Below are 18,991 nucleotides of genomic sequence, written 5' to 3' on the forward strand. Positions count from 1 at the left end.
TGGCGTGCCTCTCCGCGACCGCCTCCTCGCCTGCCTCGTCGCGGTGTGCTGGGGGTTGAACTTCCCGGCCACCGCCCTGGCGCTCGAGCAGTTCCCGCCGCTGTTCATGGTCGCCCTGCGCTTCGCCCTCGTGGGCCTGCCCGCGGTCCTGCTCATCCCCCGCCCTCCCGTTCCCCTCCGCTGGCTGATCGGGGTGGCGGTGGGCATCGGGATCCTGCAGTTCGCCTTCCTCTACGCCGGGATGGCCGCCGGCATGCCGAGCGGGCTGGCCTCCCTGGTGCTGCAGGCGTCGGCACCCTTCACCGTGCTCATCGCCGGCTTCTGGCTGCACGAGCGACTGTCCGCGCGGCAGCTCGCCGGGGTCGGTATCGCCGTCCTCGGCCTCGCCGCGATCGCGGTCCACCGGGCGCAGACGGCCGCCTGGCTGCCCGTGGTCCTCACCCTCTGCGGCGCGCTGGGCTGGGCGATCGGCAACGTCTGCAGTCGGCGGGCCCAGGCCCCGAACGCCCTGCACCTCACGCTCTGGACGGCGGCGATCCCACCCCTGCCGATGCTGGCCCTGGCGCTGCTCGTCGAGGGACCGGACCGCATCCTGCGTTCGCTGTCGACCGCGGTCACGGCCGAGGCGCTGCCGTCGGTGCTCGGCCTGCTCTACGTCGTCGTGGTGGCGACGCTCATCGGCTACGGCATCTGGAACACGTTGCTGTCGCGCCACCCGTCGAACGTGGTGGCACCGTTCTCCATGCTCGTGCCGGTGGTCGGCGTCCTCGCGTCGTGGCTGGCCTTCGGCGAGATCCTCGACCCGGTGGAGCTCGTCGCCGGCGGGTTCGTGGTGGGCGGCGTCCTGATCGCCTCCCGGCCGGTCCGCCGCACCGCGGCACCGGCCGCGCCGGTCACCCAGCCAGCCTGACCGGGTTGACCACGTCGGCGATGAGCAGCAGCAGGGACAGCCCCAGGAAGAGCCCGGCGACGGCGTAGGCGACCGGCATCAGCCGGGCGATGTCGAAGGGACCCGGGTCGGGCTTGCCACGCAGCCGTGCGACGACCGATCGCGCCTTCTCGTACAGCGCTCCGGCGACGTGCCCGCCGTCGAGCGGGTAGATCGGCAGCAGGTTGAACAGGAACAGCACCAGGTTCAACCCGGCCAGCAGCTGGATGAAGTACCCGATCTTCTGCACCGGGGACAACTGCTCCAGCGCGAAGACCTCGCCGGAGATGCGGCTGACGCCCACGACCCCGATCGGCCCCAGCGGGTCGCGCTCCTCGCCCAGAAAGGCGGCGCGGAACAGCTGCGGCACCCGTTCGGGGATCTCGACCAGCCGGTCGACCGACCGGACCAGGATGTCGCCGAAGTGGCCGGGCACCTCGGCGAAGGACTGGCGCACCTCTCGCTGGAGGGGGCTGATCCCGACGAACCCGACGGTCTGGGTCGTCTCGCCGTCCTCGTCGGCGTAGACGAGGTTCTGGATCGGGGTGACGGTGAGGTCCACGCGTTCCCCGTCGCGCTCGACGGTGAAGACGACCGGCTCACCCGCATTGGCCCGGATCGTCTCCTGCACCTGCTCCCAGCCGACGTCGGTCTCCCGGGGAACCGGCTCCCCGTCCAGGGCGACCACCGTGTCACCGGGCTGGAGCCCGGCCCGGACGGCGGGGCTGCGCGGCGGCAGGGAGCAGTCGGCCGCCCCGGCCTCGCAGCGTTCCCCCGCCGGCGTGATCGGGATCGAGCAGGGGTCCTCGGCCGTGGCGGTGGCAGCGCCCGCCGGCAGGACGCACTCGGGCACCTGGCGGATCGTCGTGGTGATCTCCGGGATGCCGAAGCCGACCAGCACGACCGTGAAGAGGACGACGGCGAGCACCAGGTTGTGGAAGGGGCCGGCGAACATGACGATGACCCGCTGCCACCACGGCTTCTTCCAGAAGACGCGGTCGCCGTCCGAGGGCCGCACGTCGTTGAGCGCCTGCCCCCGCACCTCGGCGATGAAGCTGCGCATGCGGGTGGCCCGCTTGCTCTCGCCCTCCTCGGCCGGCGGGATCATGCCGACGATGCGGATGTAGCCGCCCAGCGGGATGGCCTTGACGCCGTACTCGGTCTCGCCGCGGCGCCGGGAGAACACGGTGGGGCCGAAGCCCACCATGAACTGCGGCACCCGCATGCCGAACTTCCGCGCCCACCAGAAGTGGCCCGCCTCGTGGAAGGCGATGGAGAACATCAGCCCGAGGGCGAACAGGACGATCCCCACGACCGTCAGCAGGATCCCGCTCAGCTCAGCCTCCGGCGATGACGCCCCGGGCGTGCTCCCGGGCCCACTTCTCCGCCGCCAGCACGTCCTCGACGCAGGTGGGGGCGCCGAGGTCCGGCGCGGCGTCGAGGGTACGCGCGACGAGCTGGACGATTCCTGGGAACGAGAGGCGACCCGCCGTGAAGGCGGCGACGGCCTCCTCGTTCGCGGCGTTGTACATGGCGGGCACCACTCCGCCGGCCTCTCCCGCCGCGCGGGCCAGCCGCACGGCGGGGAACGCCTGCTCGTCCAGCGGGAAGAACTCCCAGGTGCTCGCGGTCGACCAGTCCAGCGGCGGCTGCACGTCGGGCAGGCGGTCGGGCCAGGCCAGCCCCAGGGCGATCGGCAACCGCATGTCCGGCGGGCTGGCCTGCGCGATCGTGGCGCCGTCGGCGAACGTGACCATCGAGTGGACGATCGACTGCGGGTGCACGACGACGTCGATGTCGGCGTAGGGGACGCCGAAGAGCAGGTGCGCCTCGATCAGCTCCAGCCCCTTGTTGACCAGGGTCGCCGAGTTGATCGTCACGACGGGGCCCATCGCCCACGTCGGGTGGGCCAGCGCATCCGCCACCGTGACCTCGGCGAGCTCGGCGGCAGTGCGGCCCCGGAACGGTCCCCCGCTGGCGGTGAGCACCAGCCGGGCGACCTCGGCGCGCGAGCCGCCACGCAGGCACTGGGCGAGGGCGGAGTGCTCGGAGTCGACCGGCACCAGCTGACCGGGGGCGGCCGCCGCGAGGACCAGGTCACCACCGGCGACGAGGGACTCCTTGTTGGCCAGGGCGACGGTGCGCCCGGCCCGCAACGCCGACAGCGTCGGCCCCAGCCCGATCGAGCCGGTGATCCCGTTGAGGACGACGTCGGCCGGGCGGGTCGCCAGCTCCTCGGCGGCGCGCGGGCCGGCGAGGATCTCGGGCAGCGCGAACTCCCCCTTGGCCCAGCCGCGCTGCTGCGCCGCGGCGTAGAAGGCCAGCTGGAGGTCCTGGGCGGCGGTGGCCCGCGCGACGGCGACGGTGCGCACGCCCAGCGCCAGCGCCTGCTCGGCGAGCCGCCCGACGTCTCCTCCTCCTGCCGCCAGGCCGGTGATGCGGAGCCGGTCGGGGTTCTGCGCGGCGACGGCCAGCGCCTGCCGGCCGATGGACCCGGTGGAGCCGAGGACGGTGACCTCGCGCGGCTGGCTCATGCGGGCATCCTGCCAACCACGGGCGCCGATGGCGCCGGGACGGGGTGAGCGAGCGGAGAGCGACACCGCCGCTCACGGTGACCCCCCACCAACGAACCTCGATCACTTGGCAGGACATGCCATAGCGCGAAATGCCCGTCCTGCACTCGTCGTGCGATCTGACCGAGCGGTGCGAGTTTTCGCGGCGTGTCGTAGGCGATTGGCTACATCTGATTCCTCTGCGTGTCGATACTCATCTCGACGGCTCGGAAGTCCGGGCCCACTACCAGACCGGAGAAATTAGATGCCCCGTGTGTTCCCGCTCCGCGCCGCCATGGCCACCGGGCTCGCCCTCGGCAGCACCGTCCTCGGCCTGGCCGTGGCGCCCGCCGCCCTGGCAGCGCCCGCCATGCCGACCGTGAGCCTCAGCTCGGCCACCGTCGCCCCCGGCGCCGAATACACCGTCTCCGGCGCCGGGTGCCTCCCGCGCACCGACGGGATCCCCGTGGCCGCCGTTCTTCTCCCGGCCGTCGACGACCCGCAGTGGGCCGACGCCCTGGAGCCCGAGGCGGATGGCTCCTGGAGCATGACGCAGACCGCTCCGACCGAGTTCGGCGCCTATGAGTTCTCGGTGCTGTGCGACCAGTACGACGACGGGTTCGAGTACGCCAACTTCACCGTCACCGTCACTCCGGGCGGCAAGCCCGTCGGCACCCTGCGCGGCACTGCCGCCAACACCCCCGGTGTGGCCAGCAAGTCTTCCGACACCACCGCCAAGGCCCCCGCCGTGGGTGAGACGGTGACCAGGATCCTCAGCGGCTTCAAGCCGTTCGAGAAGGTCACGGTCACGCTGCACTCGACCCCGCAGACGATCGGCACGTTCGACGCGGACGGCAACGGTGTGGTCACCGTGACGTTCGCCATTCCCGCGGGCACCCCGGCCGGCGACCACGACCTGGCCTATGACGGGAGCATGGGCACCTACTTCCAGGAGGCCCTGACGATCAGCGACGCCGCGGCCGGCCCGAGGCTGGCCGACACCGGCGCGAGCGTCGCCGTGCCGCTGGCGCTGGGCACCGGCCTCCTCGTGGTCGGCGGTGGCGCACTCATCGCCAGCCGTCGTCGCTCTCCAGGGGCCTCGCAGGCCTGAGCATGACCGCACAACACGCGCCGGACGCCGGCCAGGACCTCCCTGGCCGGCGTCCGGCGCGTTCCGGTTTCCGCCACCGTTTCCGCCGCATCGCGTTCCTCCTGCTGGCCGGACTGCTCGTCGCGCTGACGGTGGACGTCGTCCTCGTCGGCTCGCGCATCGACCGGGTGGACGTCGACCTGTCCGACGGCCCCCGAGACGCCGACGGGCGGACCTGGGTGCTGGTCGGCCTCGACTCACGGGCACACCTGCCCGCGGGCGCCACCACCGCGGAGTTCGGCAGCGCCGAGGACGTGCCCGGCAGCCGCGCCGACGTCGTCGTCGTCGTGCACCAGACGGACACGGAGACCACTGCTGTTTCCGTCCCCCGGGACCTACTGGTCAAGGCCGGCGAGCGCCCCGGCCGGCTGGCGATGGCCTGGCTGGATGGGCCGGAGGCCCTGGTCGACGGCCTGTGCGGCCTCGGCATCCCCACCGATCACCTGGTCACAGTGGACCTTGCCGGCTTCACGGCGACGGTGGATGCCGTCGGCGGCCTCACCTTCGACGTACCCCGCGCCGTGCGCGACCCCGCGGCGGGCCTCCTCCTCGAGTCCACCGGGGAGGTTCACGTCGACGGCGCGACCGCACTGGCCCTCGTGCGGTCACGGCACCCCGAGCACCTGGTCGACGACCGGTGGGTGCCGGCGACCGTCGACCCGGATGGACGGGCCGGTGCCGCCGGCACGGTCCTGTCGTCCCTGCTCGACCGGGCCCGCGCGTCAGGTCTGCACCCGTGGCGCCTGCAGACGCTGGCATGGACCGCCGCCGATGCCATCGCGGTCGACCCTGGCACCTCCGTGGTGGACTTGATCGCGCTCGCCCGGTCGGAGGTGGGAGCCGTCCCCATCCTGCCCGCATCCGACCCGGTGGGCCCGGCCCTCCTGCGCCTCCCCACCGCGGAGACCGCCGCCGCCGTGGTCGCGGCCGGCCTCTCCTGCGACCGGTGACGACCCGCCGAGGAGCCACCTCGGGGCGTGCGCGGGACCGGCTCCTGCCAGAATGGCGGGGTGACCGAGGCATTGCACTCCCCGTCGACCCAGCGGGTCAACCAGCCCGGCCGTGAAGAGGCCGTCGTCCGCGCCGGCGAGCACCCCGTGGAGCACGAGCAGCCCGAGGACTGGGGCTGGCACGGCGAGACCGGGAAGTGGGGCCAGATCGGCGGCTGGATCGCGACCGCGGTGATCCTGCTCTACCTGGTGGGCAACCACGAGGGCCGGGTGGAGGACCTCTGGCTGATCGGCCTCGCCGCCGTCATGGCGACGGTCCTCATCTGGGACATCCGCCGCAAGAAGACCGCCTGGCGCCGCTAGTTCCTTCGTCCGGGACGCCGCCACGGCGTCCCGGACGGCGAACGGCGCCGGCTCAAGTGACCGCGACGCCGATCGCCGCACCGATCAGGTAGGTGACGCCCGCCGCGGCGGCGCCGAACAGCAGTTGGCGCAGGCCCGCGTACCACCAGGGCCGTGGGGTGAAGCGCGAGGACAGCGCACCGGCCAGCAGCAGACCCAGACCCCCGCTGAGCAGAGCCACCCACAGGACCGGGGCCCCCAGGAAGTACGGCAGCAGCGGCAGCACGGCGCCCGTCGCGAAGGTCAGGAACGACGAGACCGCCGCCACCCGTGGGGAGGGGCGCTCCTCCGGGTTGACGCCCAGCTCGGCCAGCACGTGCAGCCGCAGGGCGATCTCCGGATCGGCCGACAGCTGCACGGCGACCTGCCGGGCCAGCCGCGCGTCCACCCCGCGGTCCTGCAGCATCGCGGTCAGCTCCGCGAGCTCGCCGGCGGGGTTGCGGGTGAGCTCCCGCCGCTCCTTCTCGATCTCGAGGTCCAGCTGCTCGTTCTGCGTCTTGACCGAGGTGTACTCGCCCAGCGCCATCGAGACCGCGCCGGCGACCAGGCTCGCCACGCCGGCCAGGACGATCGCGCGCGGTGCGGCGCCGCCCCCGCCGACCCCGGCGACCAGGGCCGTGTTGGTGACCAGGCCGTCCATGGCGCCGAACACCGCGGCCCGGAGCCAGCCGCCCGAGACGTCGCCGTGGGTGTGCTCGTGGGCCTCGGCGTCGGGCAGCGCCGTGCTCACCCCTGGTCGGCCTCGGCGCCCAGCGGCACCGGCTCCTCGACGGCCGGGACAGGGATCGCGACGGCCGGCACTCCCTCGACCCGGTCGGCGGCGGCGAGCTGACCGCAGGCGCCGTCGATGTCCTGGCCCCGGGTGTCGCGCACGGTGGTCGCGACACCGGCCGCCCGCAGCCGGGCGACGAACTCCCGCTGCGCGGGCAGCGGGCTGGCGTCCCAGGGGCTGCCCGGCGTCGGGTTCAGCGGGATGAGGTTGACGTGCGCGAGCTTCCCGGCCAGCAGCTTCCCGAGGAGGTCGGCGCGGAACGGCTGGTCGTTGACGTCGCGGATGAGCGCGTACTCCACCGAGTAGCGCCGGCCGGTCTTCCGCGCGTAGGCGTCGGCGGCGTCGATGACCTCGCCGACCTTCCAGCGGGTGTTGATCGGCACCAGGGTGTCGCGCAGCTCGTCGTCGGGGGCGTGCAGGCTGACCGCGAGGGTGACGTTGCGCCCCTCCTCGGTGAGCCGGCGGATCGCCGGCACCAGGCCGACGGTCGAGACGGTGACCGACCGCTGCGAGAGGCCCAGTCCGTAAGGGGCGGTGCCGAGCAGCGCGTCGAGGGTCTTGCGCACCCGGGCGTAGTTGGCCAGCGGCTCCCCCATGCCCATGAACACCACGTTGGACAGCCGCCCGGGCCCACCGGCGACCTCCCCGTTGGCCATGTCCGCGGCGGCCGCAACCGCCTGGCCGATGATCTCGGCCGCGGAGAGGTTGCGGGTGAGCCCGGCCTGGCCGGTGGCGCAGAACGGGCAGGCCATGCCGCAGCCGGCCTGGCTGGAGATGCAGACGGTGGCGCGGTCGGGATACCGCATGAGGACGCTCTCCACGAGCGCCCCGTCGTGCAGCCGCCAGAGCGTCTTGCGGGTGCGACCGTTGTCCGCGGTCTGGTGGCGGACGACGGTCAGCAGCCCGGGCAGCAGGGCCTCGCGCAGCGACTCGCGGGCGGCGGCCGGGATGTCGGTCATCAGTGCGGTGTCGGTGACCCCGCGGTAGAAGTGCCGGGCGAGCTGGTCGGCCCGGAACGCCGGCTGGCCGAGCTCGGCCACCGCCGCGCGGGCCTCCTCGCGGGTGAGATCGGCGAGGTGGCGCGGCGGCTTGCCGCGGCGGGGGGCATCGAAGACCAGGGGCAGGGCAGTCATAACCACTCCATGGTCCCACTCCCCCGGGCCACCGGGGCCGGTCCGGAGACCGAACTCACGCGAGCGGGGTGAATCCCTGGCAGGGTCTGGGGCCATGAGCCGGCTGGACGACGTCGACCTGAGCCTCTCCCTGGACAAGAAGGAGGGGAAGAAACAGCTGGCCGCGGCGCAGGAGCGCCTGGTCCATCTGCGCCTGCTGCTGGGCGGGCAGATCGGGCCGGGTGAGCTCGGCCCGCCGCTGCTGGTGCTGTTCGAGGGCTGGGACGCCTCGGGCAAGGGCGGCGCGATCCAGCGGCTGGTCGGCGAGCTCGACCCCCGGCACGTCCGGGTGGCGCAGTTCGCCGCTCCCACGAACGACGAGAAGCGGCACCACTTCCTGTGGCGGTTCTGGCCGGTCCTGCCCGGCTGGGGCGGCATGGCCGTGCTCGACCGCTCCTGGTACGGCCGGGTGCTGGTCGAGCGGGTGGAGGACTTCGCCACGGAGGAGGCGTGGCGCCGGGCCTACCAGGAGATCGTCGACCTGGAGACCTCGCTGGCCGCCGAGGGCACCGTGCTGGTCAAGTTCTGGATGCACGTCTCCCCCGAGGAGCAGCTCCACCGCTTCGAGTCCCGTCGCACGAACCCCTACAAGGCGTGGAAGCTCACCGACGAGGACTGGCGCAACCGGGAGAAGCGCGGCGAGTACGAGGCGGCGGTCGAGGAGATGCTCGACCGCACCGACACCCCGGTGGCCCCGTGGCACGTCATCCCGGCCGACGACAAGCGGTGGGCGCGCGTGGCCGTCGTTCGCACCGTGTGCGAGGCCGTCGAGTCGGCGCTGCACGCCCGCGGCATCGACCCCGATCCCCCGCTGCACCGATGAGTTCCGGTCGGCGCGCCGGTCGGAAGGGCATGACCACCACGCTGTCGCTGCCCGTACCGGGCGCCACCCTCGTCTACGACGTCCGCGGCCCCCTCCCGGCCGAGGACGGACAGCCGCCGCTGCTGATGATCGGCCAGCCGATGGACGCGAGCGGGTTCGGCACGCTCGCCGGCCTCTTCCCCGAAAGGACCGTGGTCACCGTGGACCCGCGGGGCCTGGGCCGCAGCACGCGCACCGACGGGCGCACCGATCACGATCCCGCCCGTCAGGCCGAGGATCTCCACCTGCTCGTCGAGGCCCTCGGCGCCGGTCCGGTCGACGTCTTCGCCAGCAGCGGCGGCGCGGTGACCGCGCTCGCCTGGGTGGCCGAGCACCCCGGCGACGTGCGCACCCTGGTCGCGCACGAACCCCCGATCCTGTCGGTCCTGCCCGACGCCGAGCAGGCCTTCGCCGCCGAACGGCAGGTGCAGCTCACCTACGACAAGAGCGGCTGGGGTGCGGGCATGGCCGCGTTCATCGCGCTCACCTCGTGGCAGGGCGAGTTCACCGACGAAATCGCCGCCCCCGACCCGGCCGTCTTCGGGCTGCCTGCCGAGGACGACGGATCGCGTACCGACCCCCTGCTCTCGGGCGCCTCCAACGCGGTCACCGCCTTCCGGCCGGACGCCGAGGCGCTCCGGTCGGCGGCCAGCCGGGTGGTGATCGCCGCCGGGACCGAGTCCCAGGGAACGGTCACCTGGCGTACCGCCGAGGCGACCGCACGGCTCCTCGGCTCCGAGCTGGCCGTCTTCCCGAGCCACCACGGCGGGTTCATGGGCGGCGAGTTCGGCCAGCCCGGCCAGCCAGAGGAGTTCGCGGCGCGGCTGCGGGAGGTCCTCGCGGGCTAAGCGGGACCGGCGTGCTGCCGGATCCACGCGTGCATGGCGATCCCGGCGGCGACGCCCGCGTTGATCGAGCGGGTCGAGCCGAACTGGGCGATCGAGACGGTGAGCGCCGCGCCGCCGCGCGCCTCCTCGGTGAGCCCCGGCCCCTCCTGGCCGAACAGCAGCACGCAGCGCTCGGGCAGCTCGGTGGTCTCGAGCGGGACCGCGCCGGGCCCGTTGTCGACGGCGACGACGGTGAGCCCCTGCCGGACCGCGAATGTCAGCAGCTCACCCACGTCGACGTGGTGGCGGAGGTGCTGGTACCGGTCGGTGACCATCGCCCCGCGCCGGTTCCACCGCCGTCGGCCCACCACGTGCACCTCAGCCGCGAGGAAGGCGTTGGCGGTGCGCACCACCGTTCCGATGTTCAGGTCGTGGCCGAAGTTCTCGATGGCGACGTGGAAGGGGTGCCGGCGCCGGTCGAGGTCGGCCACGATCGCCTCGACCGTCCAGTAGCGGTACCGGTCCACGACGTTGCGCCGGTCGCCCTCGGCGAGCAGCTGCGGGTCGTAGCGGGGGTCGTCCGGCCACGGCCCCGCCCACGGGCCGACGCCGACGGTCGTCCCCCAGTCGGTGGGGCCGGGCAGTTCGTCGTCGTGCACCCAGGGAGGATCGCAGGGGTGAGCACCGACGTCCTCCTGCACCTCCTGGAGCCGGCGCGGTGGCGCGCCGCCCTGCGGCAGGGGTCGATCCAGCCCGGCCCGGGCGGATTCGTCCACCTGTCGACGCCCGACCAGGTGCAGCTGCCCGCGCAGCGGCTGTCCCCCGGCCGCCGCGACCTCGTCCTGCTGGTCATCGACCCGGCGCGGCTCCGGCCCCGTCCCGGGTCCCACCCTGAGGCTGCGAAGGGTGGGGAGGAGGGGGTCCTTTCCCTCTACGGCGCCCTGCCGACGTCGGCCGTGGTCGCCGTCGTGCCCCACCGGCCGCCCGCGCCGCTCATCCTCCCCGCTCCCGACGACGCACTCGGGCGGGCGCTCGCGCTGTACACGTCCATCCCGCTCCGCCGGGCGATCGGTGTGGGCGACGTACCGGGCGGTGTCGCGGTGCTCGACCCGGACTTCCCGCACTCGCGGGACAACAACCGGCTGGTGCTCACCGGACCGGTGGACGCCGGCACCGTCGAGGCAGCGGCCGAGGAGGTGGGCGGCAACGCCGGCTGGACGCACCTCGCCGCACTGCTCGCCTGGCCGGGCGCCGGTCCGGTCGCCGCCGACCTCGCGGCCCGTGGCTGGAACGTCGAGGAGCTGGTGCTGATGGGCCGCTCCACGGCGCTCCCGGTGCCGGCTGCGGCGGTCGCAGCCGAGGTGGTGGACCAGCACGAGGTGCACGACCTGTGGGAGCGGGGCTGGCGCCGGGACCTGGCGTCGCTCGGTGAAGGGCTGGAGCCGGTGGTGCGGCAGCTCGTCGGTCGCGAACAGCTCAACGACCGGGTGGTCGCGGTGACCGACGTGGTGGTGCGGGAGGACGGCCGGGTGGTGGCCGCCGCACAGCTGCGGGTCGACGGCGCGACGGCGGCGGTGGAGTCGGTGATGACCGAGCCGGCCGCACGCGGGCGCGGGTACGGCGACGCGGTGCTCACCTGGGTACTGGGGCTGGCCGCCGAGGCCGGCTGCGACCTGGTCGTGCTGGAGGCCTCGGGCGACGACTGGCCGCGGCACTGGTACGCCCGCCGCGGGTTCACCGAGCTGGGGTCGACCTGGGCGGTCGACCGGCCTGCCTAGACCGGCGCGAGCACCGTCAGCAGCACGTAGGCGACGGCTGCGGACGGCAGCAGCGAGTCCAGCCGGTCCATGATCCCGCCGTGGCCGGGCAGCAGGTCGCCCATGTCCTTGATGCCGAGGTCGCGCTTGATGAGCGACTCGGCGAGGTCACCCACGGTCGCGGAGACGGCGAGCGCCGCGCCGAAGACCAGCCCGCCCCACCAGGGGGCGCCCAGGCCGAGGACCAGGATCGGCGTCGCCACGAGCATGCAGGTGAGCACCGAGCCCGCCATGCCCTCCCACGACTTCTTGGGGCTGATCGACGGCGCCATCGGGTGCTTGCCGAGCATCACCCCGGCGGCGTAGCCACCGACGTCGCTGGCCACCACCGTGGCGATGAAGGCGATCACCCGCAGCGCGCCGTCGACGGGCACCAGGAGCAGCACGGCGAAACCGGCCAGCAGCGGCACGTAGAGCGCGACCAGCACCCCGGCGGCCGCATCCCTCCGGTAGCCGACCGGCCCGCCTGCCAGCCGCCACAGCAGGACCGCCAGCGCGGTGAGGAAGAAGCCGGCCAGCAGGCCGGTCGGGCCGCGCGTCCAGGCGAGGGCTTCCATGGCGAAGGCCCCCACGAGCAGCGGGACCAGCGGGGCGGAGAACCCGCCCTTGCCCAGGGCCCGGGTGATCTCGACGACGGCGACGAGGATCGCCGCGACGAGCACGCCCAGGAACGCCGGCCGCCAGAGGAGCAGCGACAGCAGGACGAGCGCGACCAGACTCACCCCGACGCCGATGGCCGCGCGCAGGTTCCGCCCGGCCCGGCTCACCGGCTGCTCCGTGGTGGGGAGCTGCGCGACCTCCTCGGGCAGGGGCAGAGCCGTGGAGGTGGGGACGTCATCGGGCTCGGCCACCTCGCTGTCGTCCGGGACCGGGACCGGCTGGCGCGGCGGGAGCGGCGGCAGCGGACGCGAGGCCGCGATCGGGACCGGCCCGGTGTCGCCGTCCCGACGGCGCTCGCCCGACATCGGGCCGCCGCGCCGCGGGAACGGCTGACCCCCCGGGCGCAGGGCACCCGGGCGGTCGGCGGAGGGAGACGACATGGTCGTGCGGCGGCCGGCGAGGTCAGACCTCGAGCAGCTCGCTCTCCTTGTTCTTCATCGCCTCGTCGACCTGCGCCACGTGCTGCTCGGTGAGGTGGTCGAGCTCCTTCTCGGCGCGGCGCACCTCGTCCTCACCGGCCTCGCCGTCCTTGGCGATGCGGTCGAGCTCGTCCTTGGCCCGGCGCCGGATGTTCCGGATCGCCACCTTGGCATCCTCGCCCTTGGCGCGGGCCTGCTTCACCAGGTCGCGGCGCCGCTCCTCGGTCAGCTGGGGGAACACCACCCGCAGGATCTGGCCGTCGTTGGTCGGGTTGACGCCCAGGTCGCTGTCGCGGATGGCCTTCTCGATGGCCGTCAGCTGGCTCATGTCGTAGGGCTTGATGACCGCCATGCGCGCCTCGGGCACGGTGATCGACGCCATCTGCGGCACCGGCGTGTAGGCGCCGTAGTAGTCGACCATGATCTTGTTGAACATCGAGGGGGCGGCCCGGCCGGTGCGCACCGACCCCAGGTCCTCCCGTGCCACCGAGAGGGCCTTGTCCATCCGCTCCTCGGCGTCGAGCAGGGTGTCGTCGATCACGGGGTGTCCCTCCTGCGGCGGTTGTCGTCCCGCCGGCGTCCTCGTCTGTGCGCGATCGGTGCGGCCGGCGTCAGGCCGGCTGGCTGATCAGCGTGCCGATCCTCTCACCTGCGGTGGCGCGGGCGATGTTGCCGTCGCGCAGCAGGTCGAACACCACGATCGGCATCTTGTTGTCCATGCAGAGGCTGATCGCCGTCGCGTCCGCCACCTTCAGCTGCTTGGCCAGCACCGTCGCGTAGTCCAGGTCCTGGTACATGACGGCGTCCGGGTTGGTGCGCGGGTCGTCGTCGTAGACGCCGTCGACGCCGTTCTTGCCCATGAGCAGGACCTGGCACTCGATCTCCAGCGCCCGCTGCGCGGCGACGGTGTCGGTGGAGAAGTAGGGCATCCCGGCGCCGGCGCCGAAGATGACCAGCCGCCCCTTCTCCAGGTGCCGGATGGCCTTGCGCGGAATGTAGGGCTCGGCGACCTGGCCCATGGTGATCGCGGACTGCACCCGGGTCTCCAGGCCCGCCTTCTCGCAGAAGTCCTGCAGCGCGAGGCAGTTCATGACCGTGCCGAGCATGCCCATGTAGTCGGCCTTGGTGCGGTCCATGCCGGCCTGGGACAGCTCCGCGCCACGGAAGAAGTTGCCGCCACCCATCACGACGGCGACCTGCGTGCCCCGCGAGACGACCTCGGCGAGCTGCTCCGCGATGCCCCGCACGATGTCGGCGTCGACGCCGACCTTGCCGCCGCCGAAGGACTCACCGGAGAGCTTGAGCAGCACCCGCTGGTAGCCGCTGCCGTCGGCCGGCTGGAAGGCGGTGGGGGCGGAGAGCGGCGCGGTGGTGTCGGTCAACGAATCATCCCTGGAGTGGTCGATGGGTGCTGTCGGTGGTGTGTGATCCTGCCGCATCCCGCTGCCCGGCTCCTGCCGAGCGGGGGGCGTCCGCACAGACGACCGGCCCCGTCCCACGAGGGGAACGGGGCCGGTCATCCGTACCGGGTGCGGCTCAGGCCTGGCCGACCTCGAAGCGCGCGAAGCGCTCGACGGTCAGGCCGGCCTCGTCGACGATCTGCTTGACCGTGCGCTTGGGCTCGGTGATCGACGGCTGCTCGAGGAGGACGAAGTCCTTGTAGTAGGCGTTGACCCGACCCTCGACGATCTTGGAGATCGCCTGCTCGGGCTTGCCCTCCTCCTTGGCGGTCTGCTCGGCCACGCGGCGCTCGGTCTCGACCGCCTCGGCCGGGACCTCGTCGCGGCTGAGGTAGCGCGGCCGCGCGGCGGCGATGTGCATCGCCAGGCTGCGGGCGGCGTCCTCGCTGCCACCGGAGTACTGCACGGCGACACCGATGGCCGGGGGCAGGTCGGTGGCCCGCTTGTGCAGGTAGACGGCGGTGGTGCCGTCGAAGGCGACGAAGCGCGAGAGGACCAGCTTCTCGCCGATGCGGGCGGACTCGCCCTCGACGAGCTTCTCGACGGTCTGCCCGTCGGCCTCGGTGCTCAGCAGCGCCGCGGCGTCGGCCGCCTTGTTCTCGAGGCCGATCGCGAGCAGCCGCTCGGCGAGGGCGACGAAGTCGGCGTTCTTCGCGACGAAGTCGGTCTCGCAGTCGAGCTCGAGCAGGGCGCCGTCCTTGCTGACGACGATGCCGTTGGTGGTCGAGCGCTCCAGGCGCTTGCCGACGTCCTTGGCACCCTTGACCCGGAGCAGCTCGACGGCCTTGTCGTACTCGCCGTCGGCCTCGGTCAGGGCCTTCTTGGCGTCCATCATGCCGGCGCCGGTGGCGTCGCGGAGACGCTTGACGTCGGCAGCGGTGAAGGCAGGCATGTCTCTTCCCTCTGGTCGGGTGGTGCGTGCTGTGGAACGGCCGTGCGGCGGCGCCGCCCTCCCGCCGATCAGCGGGAGGACGGCGCCGGACCGTCAGACGGCGTTGGTCTCCTTGCCACCGGTGGTGGCGGGGACGTCCTCGACCGGGGCGACCTCGCCGACGGTGACGTCGGCCGGCTGCGCCGGGGTCTCCGGCAGCGGGGTGGCGGTGGCGTCGGCGTCGGCCGGCGCGGCAGCGGCGTCGCCACCGCCGGTGAGCAGCTCGCGCTCCCAGTCGGCCAGCGGCTCGCCGGCGCCGACGGCCGGCTCGCCGCCGTCCTCACGACCGGCGTTGGCCTGCGCGGCCGACCGGGCCATGAGCCCCTCGGCGACGGCGTCGGCGATGACCCGGGTCAGCACCGTGATGCTGCGGATCGCGTCGTCGTTGCCCGGGATCTTGTAGTCGACCTCGTCGGGGTCGCAGTTGGTGTCCAGGATCGCGACGACCGGGATGTTGAGCTTGCGCGCCTCGCCGACGGCGATGTGCTCCTTCTTGGTGTCCACGATCCAGATGGCGCTGGGCACCTTCTGCATGTCGCGGATACCGCCGAGGCTGCGCTCGAGCTTGGCCTTCTCGCGGCTGAGGACCAGCTGCTCCTTCTTGGAGAGGCTGACCAGCACGCCGGTCTGCTCCTGGTCCTCGAGCTCCTTGAGGCGCTGGAGGCGCTTGTGCACGGTCTGGAAGTTGGTGAGCATGCCGCCCAGCCAGCGCTGGTTCACGTAGGGCATGCCGACGCGCGTCGCCTGCTCGGCGACGACTTCCTGCGCCTGGCGCTTGGTGCCGACGAAGAGGATCGAGCCACCGTGCGCGACCGTCTGCTTGACGAACTCGTAGGCGTTGTCGATGTACCCGAGCGTCTGCTGCAGGTCGATGATGTAGATGCCGTTGCGCTCGGTGAAGATGAAGCGCTTCATCTTCGGGTTCCAGCGACGGGTCTGGTGCCCGAAGTGCACGCCGCTGTCGAGCAGCTGCTTCATGCTGACGACTGCCATATCGCAGCCCTTCTGCTCCGCGCGCGACCGAGGCCGCACGCATTCCGGTTGTCGCGGGCACCGGGTGGTGCACCGCCCTGGCGCCCTGCGGCACCACTCACCCGGCTGGGCCGGGACCGAGGTGGCGACTGCCCCGCCGATCGGCGGGAAGAGGACGCGCGAAGTCGACCCGCTCGCACGGGCCGCACCGGTCAGCATACCCGTCCACAGGCGCTGCTCGTCCGCCGGTCGGATCGCCGCCGGCATGCCACGCTGCCCCTCCGGAACCGGCCCGTCCCGCCGGTCGACGAGGAGGTTCACCCGTGAGCGTTGCGCCGGACAGCACGGAGCGCAGCCCCCGGTCCCAGACGCGGCTGCAGCGAGCCGTCCGGCTCGTGATCCTCGGGGTGCTGCCCACCGTCGTGGCCGCCTCGATCCTGGACGACCGACTGGCCCGCCCGCTCGCCCACCTCATGCCCTCGGCCACCAGCGAGGCGCTGGGTGCCGCGGTGCTCCCGCTGCTCGTCGCCCTCGCCACCGTGGCCGGGGAGCAGCGGCGGGCGCGGGGCGCCCCCTATCCCCCGTGGCTGACCGGCCTGATCTGCGGCTTCGTCCTCGCGATGCTGCTGCTGGCGCCGCCGCCGGGCCGCGGTGGCACGGGGAACTCGGTCGTGCACGACACCGTGCCGGTCTTCGTCACGGGCACGTGGGTGGGCTACGCGGCGCTGGCCGCCGGCTGGTTGGTGACCATGCAGCTGCGCAGCGCACGCGAGGAACGGGACTTCCGGCGGGGCCGGCTCGACCTCGCGCTCCCGCCCGCCCCGCCCGACGGCCGGGACGCGATCCTGCTCGGCCTCGCCGTGGCGTACGCGGTGCCCGTCGGCGTGCTCGTGGCGGTCCTCGCCGTCGGGTAGCGCGGCGGTGGCTGCCCCACCCGCCGTCCACAGCGCCGACAGGCGTCCACAGGCGACGCCGGGCGCCCTCCACCGGACCGCGGGGCGGCCAGCATCGAGGGGTGCCCTACCGCGCCGCGCCCTTCGCCGCCTTGCTCCTCGGTCTGGTGACGCTGGCCGGAGGCGTCCCCGCAGCGGCCGCGCCCGAGCGGGTCGTCGAGACCCGGCTGGAATCGATCTGGAGCCCTCCCCTGCCCGGCGAGCCCGTGGTCGGCCGGCCGTTCGAGCCGCCGCCGCACCGGTACGGGCCGGGGCACCGTGGAGTGGATCTCGCGGGGGCACCCGGCTCCCCCGTCCTGGCCGCGGGGGACGGGGTGGTCGTCTTCGCGGGGATGGTCGCCGGGCGGCCGGTGGTCAGCGTCGACCACCTCGGCGGGCTGCGGACGACCTACGAACCGGTGACGCCGTCGGTGGGCGCCGGCCAGGCGGTCGCCCGCGGAGCCGTGCTCGGCGTGCTGGCGACCGGGCACACCGGCTGCCGGGCGCCCGCCTGCCTCCACTGGGGTCTGCGCCGCGGTGAGGACTACCTGGACCCGATGTCACTCCTCCGGTCTCCGCAGGTCCGGCTGCTGCCCCTCGGCACAGGCGTCAGCCCGGACGCCGGGCGCTCCAGACCGTCCAGCGGTCGGCCTCCTCCAGCGGCCCGTCGGGCAGCCTGGTTCGCAGGGCCTGGACCAGCTCGGCGAGCTCGCCGTCGGTCAGCTCGTGGAGGATCGAGCGGCCGGTGCGGGCGGTGATCTCCGCCAGGTAGGGCTCCGGGCCTGGATACCGGCGACGGACCTCCCACAGCGACGTGGTGCCGACGTCGCCGAAGCCGGCCGCGGTGAGGGTCGCCAGGAACTCCACGGGGTCAGGTCGACGACGGTCCTCGACGTCCAGCAACCGCGGGAAGACCTCGAACAGCCAGCCTCGCGGGTGGCCGGGCGAGCCCGGCTGGGCGACGTCGTCGGCGGTGCGGTCCTGAACGAGGTAGGTACCACCGGGCCGGAGCAGCCGGAACGCCTCGGCGGCAACAGCCGACGGATCGGGCGTGTGGTGCACCAGCGCCCGTTCGAAGACGACGTCGGCGCAGGCGTCCGGTAGTCCGGTGGCGGTCGCCTCCCCGACGGTGAACTCGACGCCGGGGAGACCGCCGTGATCAGCGCGCGCGGAGACGAGGATCGGCCGGCTGGAGTCGACGCCGATGACGCGAACGGCGCCGAGCTCGTGCCATGCGCGGGTGTAGGGGCCCCCGCCGCAGCCGACGTCCACGACCACGGCGCCCGTCGGCTCGACCAGCCGACTGACGGTGTCGCGCCAGGAGGCGTCCACTTCCCGGCCCGAGTACGTCCGCCGGTTCCTGGCGTCGTGGAAGTCGATGGGCACGCGCCGCCTCCAGGTTCGCGCGGCCGATGCTCCGAGCATAGGACGTTCCGCATCCCGCCGACCGACAGCCGGTGACGGATCGTGCACCGCGAGCAGGCGCAGATCCCCGTCGAGCCGGTGACCCGGCGCTACCGTCGGGGAGTGCGATTTGGACGCAAGCGGGCCGCGAAGTCCCGCGCGGGCGAGCCGACCGGCGCTCCGGCTGCCACGAACGAGCCGGTCGAGGGTGGGCCCGTCGAGGGCGGCCAGGATCCCGACCAGGTGCTCCGCGACCTGCGCCGGGTGATCGACACGTTCGGCTGGGCGGTCCTGCACGGCGGCGGCAACCCCGGCGAACCGCGGTACTCCTACACCGTGGGGCTCGCTGCCTGGCAGCACCCCGAGGTCATCGTGGTCGGGCTGCCCTTCCCCGCCGCAGAGAAGTACCTGAACCTGGTCGGCGAGGCCGTCCGCGCCGGGGCGCGTTTCACAGTCGGAGCGGCGACGACCGCACTCACCGACGCCGACTCCCCCGTGGTGTTCCTCCGCGTCGAGGAGACCGAGCGGCTCACCGTGGTCGAGCAGCTCCACGGCTCGGTGGACGCGCTGCAGCTGGTGTGGCCGGACTCCACCGGCCGGCTCCCCTGGCAGGAGGGGCACCGCAACCCGCCGGGGACCCAGCCCCTGCTGGGCCCCCGGACGGGGGACGAGCCCGCCGGGGACTGAGGGCCGGGGCGCACGCACGGACACGGCGACGGACGGGAGCTCGTCGTCGAGCCGCGCCTGGCCGCGGGCGAGGGCTCGGGGAGGCCGTGCTGAG

At 73.4% G+C, this 18,991-nt stretch carries 20 protein-coding genes and 1 pseudogene; 10 read left to right on the forward strand and 11 right to left on the reverse strand.

The genetic code is table 11. The annotated features are described in order from the left end of the window. The first annotated feature begins 4 nt into the window (after positions 1-4). On the forward strand, positions 5-910 hold the full coding sequence (locus tag ACI8AP_RS07775; RefSeq protein WP_456588769.1) for an EamA family transporter: 906 nt from the start codon (positions 5-7) through the stop codon (positions 908-910). On the opposite strand, the gene ACI8AP_RS07780 is transcribed toward ACI8AP_RS07775, so the two are convergent. Next, positions 894-2,240: a M50 family metallopeptidase gene (locus ACI8AP_RS07780; protein WP_456588770.1), complete on the reverse strand. Its 1,347-nt coding sequence runs from the start codon at positions 2,238-2,240 to the stop codon at positions 894-896. The two genes, ACI8AP_RS07775 and ACI8AP_RS07780, sit on opposite strands and share 17 nt — an antisense overlap. Positions 2,241-2,265: 25 nt before the next feature. Next, positions 2,266-3,462, reverse strand: a complete 1,197-nt coding sequence (gene dxr, locus ACI8AP_RS07785) for a 1-deoxy-D-xylulose-5-phosphate reductoisomerase (RefSeq protein ID WP_456588771.1) — start codon at positions 3,460-3,462, stop codon at positions 2,266-2,268. 283 nt (positions 3,463-3,745) lie between these two features. On the opposite strand from dxr, the gene ACI8AP_RS07790 reads away from it, so the two are divergent. From ACI8AP_RS07790 to ACI8AP_RS07800, 3 genes are read left to right on the forward strand one after another with little or no spacing between them, the layout of a single operon-like run. Next, complete coding sequence (locus tag ACI8AP_RS07790; protein WP_456588772.1) at positions 3,746-4,591, forward strand: hypothetical protein; 846 nt, start codon at positions 3,746-3,748, stop codon at positions 4,589-4,591. A 2-nt stretch (positions 4,592-4,593) separates the two neighbouring features. Next, entirely contained in the window at positions 4,594-5,580 is a 987-nt protein-coding gene (locus tag ACI8AP_RS07795) for an LCP family protein (protein ID WP_456588773.1), read from the forward strand. Positions 5,581-5,640: 60 nt separating this feature from the next. Further along, positions 5,641-5,943 carry a DUF2631 domain-containing protein gene (locus ACI8AP_RS07800; protein WP_456588774.1) on the forward strand — a complete coding sequence of 101 codons (303 nt, stop codon included), beginning with the start codon at positions 5,641-5,643 and terminating at the stop codon, positions 5,941-5,943. Positions 5,944-5,995: 52 nt separating this feature from the next. Here ACI8AP_RS07800 and ACI8AP_RS07805 read toward each other — a convergent pair whose 3' ends face one another. Together ACI8AP_RS07805 and rlmN are read right to left on the reverse strand one after the other, a co-directional pair. Continuing rightward, complete coding sequence (locus ACI8AP_RS07805) at positions 5,996-6,712, reverse strand: VIT1/CCC1 transporter family protein (protein WP_456588775.1); 717 nt, start codon at positions 6,710-6,712, stop codon at positions 5,996-5,998. Beyond that, complete coding sequence (gene rlmN / locus ACI8AP_RS07810) at positions 6,709-7,887, reverse strand: 23S rRNA (adenine(2503)-C(2))-methyltransferase RlmN (protein ID WP_456588776.1); 1,179 nt, start codon at positions 7,885-7,887, stop codon at positions 6,709-6,711. The genes ACI8AP_RS07805 and rlmN overlap by 4 nt, the downstream gene beginning before the upstream one ends. Before the next feature lie 94 nt (positions 7,888-7,981). Here rlmN and ACI8AP_RS07815 point away from each other — a divergent pair, with 94 nt between their 5' ends. Together ACI8AP_RS07815 and ACI8AP_RS07820 are read left to right on the forward strand one after the other, a co-directional pair. Next, positions 7,982-8,749: a polyphosphate kinase 2 family protein gene (locus tag ACI8AP_RS07815; RefSeq protein ID WP_456588777.1), complete on the forward strand. Its 768-nt coding sequence runs from the start codon at positions 7,982-7,984 to the stop codon at positions 8,747-8,749. Positions 8,750-8,778: 29 nt separating this feature from the next. Then, entirely contained in the window at positions 8,779-9,636 is an 858-nt protein-coding gene (locus tag ACI8AP_RS07820; protein WP_456588778.1) for an alpha/beta fold hydrolase, read from the forward strand. On the opposite strand, the gene ACI8AP_RS07825 is transcribed toward ACI8AP_RS07820, so the two are convergent. Next, positions 9,633-10,274: a TrmH family RNA methyltransferase gene (locus ACI8AP_RS07825; protein ID WP_456588779.1), complete on the reverse strand. Its 642-nt coding sequence runs from the start codon at positions 10,272-10,274 to the stop codon at positions 9,633-9,635. The two genes, ACI8AP_RS07820 and ACI8AP_RS07825, sit on opposite strands and share 4 nt — an antisense overlap. 18 nt (positions 10,275-10,292) lie before the next feature. Here ACI8AP_RS07825 and ACI8AP_RS07830 point away from each other — a divergent pair, with 18 nt between their 5' ends. After that, positions 10,293-11,393, forward strand: a complete 1,101-nt coding sequence (locus ACI8AP_RS07830) for a GNAT family N-acetyltransferase (RefSeq protein ID WP_456588780.1) — start codon at positions 10,293-10,295, stop codon at positions 11,391-11,393. On the opposite strand, the gene ACI8AP_RS07835 is transcribed toward ACI8AP_RS07830, so the two are convergent. The 5 genes from ACI8AP_RS07835 to rpsB all read right to left on the reverse strand — a co-directional run bounded on the left by ACI8AP_RS07835 (position 11,390) and on the right by rpsB (position 15,895). Beyond that, entirely contained in the window at positions 11,390-12,283 is an 894-nt protein-coding gene (locus tag ACI8AP_RS07835) for a phosphatidate cytidylyltransferase (RefSeq protein WP_456588781.1), read from the reverse strand. The two genes, ACI8AP_RS07830 and ACI8AP_RS07835, sit on opposite strands and share 4 nt — an antisense overlap. A 211-nt stretch (positions 12,284-12,494) precedes the next feature. Continuing rightward, positions 12,495-13,052 carry a ribosome recycling factor gene (frr, locus tag ACI8AP_RS07840; protein WP_456588782.1) on the reverse strand — a complete coding sequence of 186 codons (558 nt, stop codon included), beginning with the start codon at positions 13,050-13,052 and terminating at the stop codon, positions 12,495-12,497. Positions 13,053-13,122: 70 nt separating this feature from the next. Beyond that, positions 13,123-13,893 carry a UMP kinase gene (pyrH, locus tag ACI8AP_RS07845; protein WP_456588783.1) on the reverse strand — a complete coding sequence of 257 codons (771 nt, stop codon included), beginning with the start codon at positions 13,891-13,893 and terminating at the stop codon, positions 13,123-13,125. A 154-nt stretch (positions 13,894-14,047) separates the two neighbouring features. Beyond that, the gene (gene tsf / locus ACI8AP_RS07850; protein WP_456588784.1) at positions 14,048-14,863 is read right to left on the reverse strand and encodes a translation elongation factor Ts; all 816 of its coding nucleotides are present in this window, start codon (positions 14,861-14,863) and stop codon (positions 14,048-14,050) included. A gap of 93 nt (positions 14,864-14,956) precedes the next feature. Continuing rightward, the gene (gene rpsB, locus ACI8AP_RS07855) at positions 14,957-15,895 is read right to left on the reverse strand and encodes a 30S ribosomal protein S2 (RefSeq protein ID WP_456588785.1); all 939 of its coding nucleotides are present in this window, start codon (positions 15,893-15,895) and stop codon (positions 14,957-14,959) included. Between the two features lie 302 nt (positions 15,896-16,197). On the opposite strand from rpsB, the gene ACI8AP_RS07860 reads away from it, so the two are divergent. Both ACI8AP_RS07860 and ACI8AP_RS07865 read left to right on the forward strand, forming a co-directional pair. Next, on the forward strand, positions 16,198-16,788 hold the full coding sequence (locus ACI8AP_RS07860) for a hypothetical protein (protein WP_456588786.1): 591 nt from the start codon (positions 16,198-16,200) through the stop codon (positions 16,786-16,788). Positions 16,789-17,090: 302 nt separating this feature from the next. Continuing rightward, a pseudogene (locus tag ACI8AP_RS07865) lies at positions 17,091-17,351 on the forward strand (peptidoglycan DD-metalloendopeptidase family protein); the annotation flags it as partial. A 64-nt stretch (positions 17,352-17,415) separates the two neighbouring features. On the opposite strand, the gene ACI8AP_RS07870 reads toward ACI8AP_RS07865, so the two are convergent. Continuing rightward, positions 17,416-18,192: a class I SAM-dependent methyltransferase gene (locus ACI8AP_RS07870; protein WP_456588787.1), complete on the reverse strand. Its 777-nt coding sequence runs from the start codon at positions 18,190-18,192 to the stop codon at positions 17,416-17,418. 81 nt (positions 18,193-18,273) lie between these two features. On the opposite strand from ACI8AP_RS07870, the gene ACI8AP_RS07875 reads away from it, so the two are divergent. Continuing rightward, on the forward strand, positions 18,274-18,897 hold the full coding sequence (locus ACI8AP_RS07875; protein ID WP_456588788.1) for a DUF4262 domain-containing protein: 624 nt from the start codon (positions 18,274-18,276) through the stop codon (positions 18,895-18,897). Positions 18,898-18,991 lie beyond the last annotated feature (94 nt).

The organism is Blastococcus sp. SYSU DS1021, assembly GCF_054050995.1.

Excerpts from the sequence above, each read along its gene's own strand:
- ACI8AP_RS07790 (WP_456588772.1), top strand. The coding sequence starts at position 3,746 with ATGCCCCGTGTGTTCCCGCTCCGCGCCGCCATGGCCACCGGGCTCGCC.
- rpsB (WP_456588785.1), bottom strand. The coding sequence starts at position 15,895 with ATGGCAGTCGTCAGCATGAAGCAGCTGCTCGACAGCGGCGTGCACTTC.
- ACI8AP_RS07795 (WP_456588773.1), top strand. The coding sequence starts at position 4,594 with ATGACCGCACAACACGCGCCGGACGCCGGCCAGGACCTCCCTGGCCGG.
- ACI8AP_RS07815 (WP_456588777.1), top strand. The coding sequence starts at position 7,982 with ATGAGCCGGCTGGACGACGTCGACCTGAGCCTCTCCCTGGACAAGAAG.
- tsf (WP_456588784.1), bottom strand. The coding sequence starts at position 14,863 with ATGCCTGCCTTCACCGCTGCCGACGTCAAGCGTCTCCGCGACGCCACC.
- dxr (WP_456588771.1), bottom strand. The coding sequence starts at position 3,462 with ATGAGCCAGCCGCGCGAGGTCACCGTCCTCGGCTCCACCGGGTCCATC.
- ACI8AP_RS07820 (WP_456588778.1), top strand. The coding sequence starts at position 8,779 with ATGACCACCACGCTGTCGCTGCCCGTACCGGGCGCCACCCTCGTCTAC.
- rlmN (WP_456588776.1), bottom strand. The coding sequence starts at position 7,887 with ATGACTGCCCTGCCCCTGGTCTTCGATGCCCCCCGCCGCGGCAAGCCG.